The 5188-nt window shown below is 56.1% G+C and carries 6 protein-coding genes; 4 read left to right on the top strand and 2 right to left on the bottom strand.

Translation table 11 applies throughout. The features are described from left to right. Positions 1-1982 (top strand): bifunctional aconitate hydratase 2/2-methylisocitrate dehydratase (locus BI344_RS22000; RefSeq protein ID WP_071114924.1); only part of this gene is annotated, 1982 nt, incomplete at its 5' end. Positions 1983-2174: 192 nt separating this feature from the next. Here the strand turns inward: BI344_RS22000 and BI344_RS21995 are convergent. Beyond that, a complete protein-coding gene (locus BI344_RS21995; RefSeq protein WP_071114923.1) occupies positions 2175-2705 on the bottom strand; it encodes a hypothetical protein in 531 nt (176 codons plus the stop codon). A gap of 438 nt (positions 2706-3143) precedes the next feature. Then, positions 3144-3356, bottom strand: a complete 213-nt coding sequence (locus BI344_RS25035; protein ID WP_206600458.1) for a hypothetical protein — start codon at positions 3354-3356, stop codon at positions 3144-3146. 31 nt (positions 3357-3387) lie between these two features. Between BI344_RS25035 and BI344_RS25030 the strand changes: the two genes are divergently transcribed. The 3 genes from BI344_RS25030 (at position 3388) to BI344_RS21980 (ending at position 5158) form a co-directional block, all read left to right on the top strand. After that, positions 3388-3840: a CsbD family protein gene (locus BI344_RS25030; RefSeq protein ID WP_206600457.1), complete on the top strand. Its 453-nt coding sequence runs from the start codon at positions 3388-3390 to the stop codon at positions 3838-3840. Between the two features lie 158 nt (positions 3841-3998). Then, positions 3999-4292, top strand: coding sequence for a transposase (locus BI344_RS21985; RefSeq protein ID WP_071114922.1), 294 nt, complete (start codon positions 3999-4001; stop codon positions 4290-4292). Further along, positions 4289-5158 (top strand): IS3 family transposase, encoded by an 870-nt coding sequence (locus tag BI344_RS21980; RefSeq protein ID WP_071114921.1) that lies wholly within the window; start codon positions 4289-4291, stop codon positions 5156-5158. The genes BI344_RS21985 and BI344_RS21980 overlap by 4 nt, the downstream gene beginning before the upstream one ends. Positions 5159-5188 lie beyond the last annotated feature (30 nt).

The raw sequence follows: 5188 nt of genomic DNA, 5'->3' as shown, positions 1-5188 counted from the left end.
AGAACCCGCGCCCGGACGCCAAGTTCGTGCCGGAAGAAGAGGGCAAGCGCGGCCCGATGCAGTTCATCGACGACCTGAAGGCCAAGGGCAACCTGGTGGCCTACGTCGGCGACGTGGTCGGCACCGGCTCCTCCCGCAAGTCGGCCACCAACTCGGTGGTGTGGGCTACCGGCCAGGACATTCCTTACGTCCCGAACAAGCGCTTCGGCGGCGTTACCCTGGGCGGCAAGATCGCGCCCATCTTCTTCAACACCCAGGAAGACTCCGGCTCGCTGCCGATCGAAGTGGACGTTTCCACGCTGGAAATGGGCGATGTGATAGACATCTACCCGTACAGCGGCAAGATCGAGAAGAACGGCGCCGTGGTCGCCGAGTTCAAACTGAAGTCCGAAGTGATCCTGGACGAAGTGCGCGCCGGCGGCCGCATCAACCTGATCATCGGCCGCGGCCTGACTTCCAAGGCGCGCGAAGCGCTGGGCCTGCCGGCTTCCACCACCTTCCGCCTGCCCAAGTCTCCGGTCGATTCCGGCAAGGGCTTCACGCTGGGCCAGAAGATGGTCGGCCGCGCCTGTGGCCTGCAAGAAGGCAAGGGCGTGCGCCCCGGCACCTACTGCGAACCGAAAATGACCACCGTCGGCTCGCAGGACACCACCGGCCCGATGACCCGCGACGAGCTGAAAGACCTCGCCTGTCTGGGCTTCTCCGCCGATCTGGTGATGCAGTCGTTCTGCCATACCGCCGCCTATCCCAAGCCGGTGGACGTCAAGATGCACAAGGAGCTGCCGTCCTTCATCTCCACCCGCGGCGGCGTAAGCCTGCGCCCGGGCGACGGCGTGATCCACAGCTGGCTGAACCGCCTGCTGCTGCCTGACACCGTCGGCACCGGCGGCGACAGCCACACCCGCTTCCCGATCGGCATCTCCTTCCCGGCCGGTTCCGGCCTGGTGGCCTTCGCCGCCGCCACCGGCGTGATGCCGCTGGACATGCCCGAATCGGTGCTGGTGCGCTTCAAGGGCAAGCTGCAGCCGGGCGTCACACTGCGCGACCTGGTCAACGCCATTCCGCTGTACGCGATCAAGCAGGGCCTGCTGACCGTGGCCAAGGCCGGCAAGAAGAACATCTTCTCTGGCCGCATCCTGGAAATCGAAGGTTTGCCGGAGTTGAAGGTTGAGCAGGCGTTCGAGCTGACCGACGCCTCGGCCGAGCGCTCCGCCGCCGGCTGCACCGTGCACCTGAACAAGGAGCCCATCGTCGAGTACATGCGCTCCAACATCACCCTGATGAAGGCGATGATCGCCGACGGCTACCAGGATGCCCGCACCCTGGAGCGCCGCATCAAGGCGATGGAAGAGTGGATCGCCAAGGGCCAGCTCTTGAAGGCCGACGCCGACGCCGAATACGCCGCCGTGATCGAGATCGATCTGGCCGACGTCAAGGAACCCATCGTCGCCTGCCCGAACGACCCGGACGACGTGAAGTTCATGTCCGAAGTGGCCGGCACCAAGATCGACGAAGTGTTCATCGGCTCCTGCATGACCAATATCGGCCACTTCCGCGCCGCCTCCAAGTTGCTGGAAGGCAAGGCCGATATCCCGGTCAAACTGTGGGTGGCCCCGCCCACCAAAATGGACGCCAAGCAGCTGACTGAGGAAGGCCATTACGGCATCCTCGGCCGCGCCGGCGCGCGCATGGAAATGCCGGGCTGCTCGCTGTGCATGGGCAACCAGGCGCAAGTGCGCGAAGGCGCCACCGTGATGTCCACCTCCACCCGCAATTTCCCGAACCGTCTGGGCAAGAACTCCAACGTGTTCCTGGGTTCGGCGGAACTGGCGGCGATTTGCTCCAAACTGGGCAAGATCCCGACGGTGGAGGAATATCAGGCCAATATCGGCATCATCAACGAGAAGGGCGCCGAAGTTTACCAATATCTGAATTTCGACAAGATCGAAGAATATCAGGAGCTGGCAGCCAGCAAGGGTTGATGGATTAGCCTCTGAGGCAGCCAATGCCGTTCATCCGCAAGGATGGGCGGCGTTTTTCATTGAGGAGATGGCGGAAGAGCTTTGGGGCAGTTCCATGCGGCAGGCTACGAACCATATCCAATCTGAAATCATTGCTGGAAACCGGGGGAGGGGGCTCTGATTTTCACGCCAGCCTGATTGGTAAGCTGAGTTTCAACCGCCGCGGCGCAGCCTATCCTGAGCAAGCCTTTCGTGCTCTTCATCGCTAGGGCTCCAGCCTGCCTGCTTTAACTCCCGAGATAAGCGCCTATAGGTTTCTACCTCGTATTCCGGCGTGCAGACATTGTCAGCGGCAGGTTGCCAGTTCACGCGCTTTTTCCAGTCGGCCATATAGCGCGGCATAACATCGCCGTGATATTCGCCGCAAGTATGCTTCACTTCGTGACGCAGATCGCGGGTGGCGGCATTTCGAGCGATACGGATGTGGGCCCATTGCATATTCTGGTCGAAACTGGTGCAGCCTTGCATGAAGGCGCCTATAGCCCAGATCCATTTTGTCATGCCGCAGGCGGTATGGATATCGCTGATGGTGGAAACTTCGGCAGTGACTTTCAGTTTTGGAAAGTCTTTTATTCGATCCTCCATCTGCGTACTACCAAATGGATTAATGTTGTTGCTGGTTTCCTGGGCGAAAATTTGATCCGACAAAGATATGGAAATCAGCGCAATGATGATACTTTTCAAACAACCACCTATGATTGCAAAAAATACTCAGCAACAAATAGGCTTGCGGTGATGTTGTATGGATTTTATTACAGGCCGGACGCAGTGGAAATGCTTCGGATAATAAAAAATTTTCACGCAAAACTAAACTGAAATTGCCAAATAAATCAATTAAAAATAAATACCGATTTTGTGAAACTATCTTGCACATGCTTGACAGCAGCCTTCCCATAAATGATTTTGTCATCTTAGTGGGCGATGTGAGGTGCTGAAGAGATTTTGATGCATTCAGGGGGCGTATTATAATTTCGGCTAACCGGTTGTTCAAGCGGAAGTTCATTAAAAACCCATATGAATCAAGCAAATAACAGGAAAATTGACAAGTGATTTTATATTGAAAAATGAATAAAACTGATAGGTAAAATTTGATGGGGCCTCACTCTGGGTTGGAGTTTTGATCTAATTTTTCTCAATTCCAGTGGTGTTGCCATACTGGTTTCTGCAAATTTCCGCAAACAGGCTGGGCATTTTTCCAGTTCTTTTCTTGACAATCCTCAAGTCATTTAATTCATTGTGCATGAATTTTTGTTTGCCTTGATAGATTGCCTCCGTGCGCTCTCGCACAGACTGCTCGTGCCTGAGTGCTGACTCTTTGCCTGGCAAGCTCGTCATTCGACGATGCTAGATCTAAGGAGTAATGATCATGAGTGGAATCACGGAACGGTTTGAGGCGGGACACTCTCATCATGGAGCAGATAGGAATGAGAAGGGGATTCAAGATTTGGGAATGTTAGTGTATCAATGGTTTTGGTACGTCAATTTATTTGTCCCCTCCTTGATACTCAACATGTGGCGACAAAATGCTCAAGAAACTGCGTCCAAGCTGGAGGCGATAGAGCAAGCTGCGGCCGGCGCTGATGGCAAGTCGGCTGGCTATAGTGCCGTTGGAGAGGTTGAAGATCATGCATCTAATCTGAATTGGAAGCAGCGTATCGGCACAGCCAAGCAGACTTGGAGCAGGCTGACGGAGGACGAATTGCTTCAAACAGAGGGCGACTCGCACAAGCTTGCAGCTTTGCTTAAGGAACGCTATAGCCTTTCCGGGGAAGTAGCCGATAAGCAAGCTATGGGATTTCTTGACCATTCAGCGGCTTAGCTCGTCTTGCTTAAATGGGAACCCGCCTTGGCGGGTTTTTTATGTGCCTGCAGGCGATCAGGTGTACTTGCTGTTCGATAGCACTGTGTGGTCTGGTCTGTCCCGGCCCCCGTGGACACTAACTTAAGGTGGATAATCCCCACCAAGGAGCAGTGTTCATGACCAAGACCAGACGTACTTTCCCGGAGGCCCTCAAGCGCGAAGCGGTTGAGCAGGTACTTGCCGGCACCCCGTTACGGCATGTTGCCCAAGCCTTCGACATTACCGAGTCGCTGCTGGGCAAGTGGAAGCGTCAGCTCCAAGACGCAGGACCCGATGCCTTCCCCGGCCGAGGCAAACAGACCGGTGAAGCCGCCGAGCTCAAGCGACTGCGGGATGAACTGGCCCGCGTTACCATGGAGCGCGATGTCCTAAAAAAGGCGCTCGCCATCTTCTGGCAACCCACGAAGTGAAATTCCGCGCGATTCAGGCTCTGTCAGGCCGCTACCCGGTAGCCCCGATGTGCCAACTGTTTCGTGTGTCCCGCAGTGGCTACTATGCTTGGCTACACCGCCCCCCTTCGGCGCGAGAGATGGCGAACCGACAACTACTACGTGAAATCCGGCTGGTGCATGCCGAGGTCAAGGGTATTTATGGCCATCGGCGTATTCATGCCGAACTTCTTGCACAGGGCTTCGCCTGCGGGCGGCATCGCATCGCGGACTTGATGCGGCGAAACGGTATCAGGGTTAGAACTCGTAAACGTTGGCGATCCGTCAGTGGTGGTCCACACCTTCTACCCGTGGCGCCCAATCTGCTGCAGCGACAATTTGCTGCTGGTGGCGACATCAATCAGCGTTGGGTGTCGGACATGACCTATATTCGGACTGGTGAAGGGTGGCTGTACTTGGCGGTGGTACTCGACTTGTACTCCCGGACGATAGTGGGCTGGGCAATGCATCATCGAATGCAGCAAGAGTTGGTGCATGCTGCCCTGACGATGGCAGTGGCGCGTCGCCAGCCTTCAGGAGAGGTAATTCTGCATTCGGACCGCGGGAGTCAGTACTGTGCCTTTGACTACCAGGCTTTGCTGAAGCGACATGGGATAGTACCGAGCCACTCCCGCGCCGGGAACTGCTGGGATAATGCAACGATGGAGAGCTTCTTCTGTTCACTGAAGTCGGAACGTGTTTATCTGACCCACTACCGGAGCTACGAGGAGGCGCGTACAGATGTGTTTGATTACATCCGTTTTTACAATCACCAACGACGTCATTCGACCCTGGGGTACCTGACCCCGGTTGAGTTCGAACGCCGCCGCTCAGAGCTTAGTGCTTAACCCTCTGTCCATGGAGAGTGGGACAGACCA

It is taken from the genome of Chromobacterium sphagni (assembly GCF_001855555.1).
Classification (GTDB): domain Bacteria; phylum Pseudomonadota; class Gammaproteobacteria; order Burkholderiales; family Chromobacteriaceae; genus Chromobacterium; species Chromobacterium sphagni.
The sequence above is the reverse complement of the archived record's forward strand: the minus strand, read 5'-3'. Positions and strand labels throughout refer to the sequence as shown.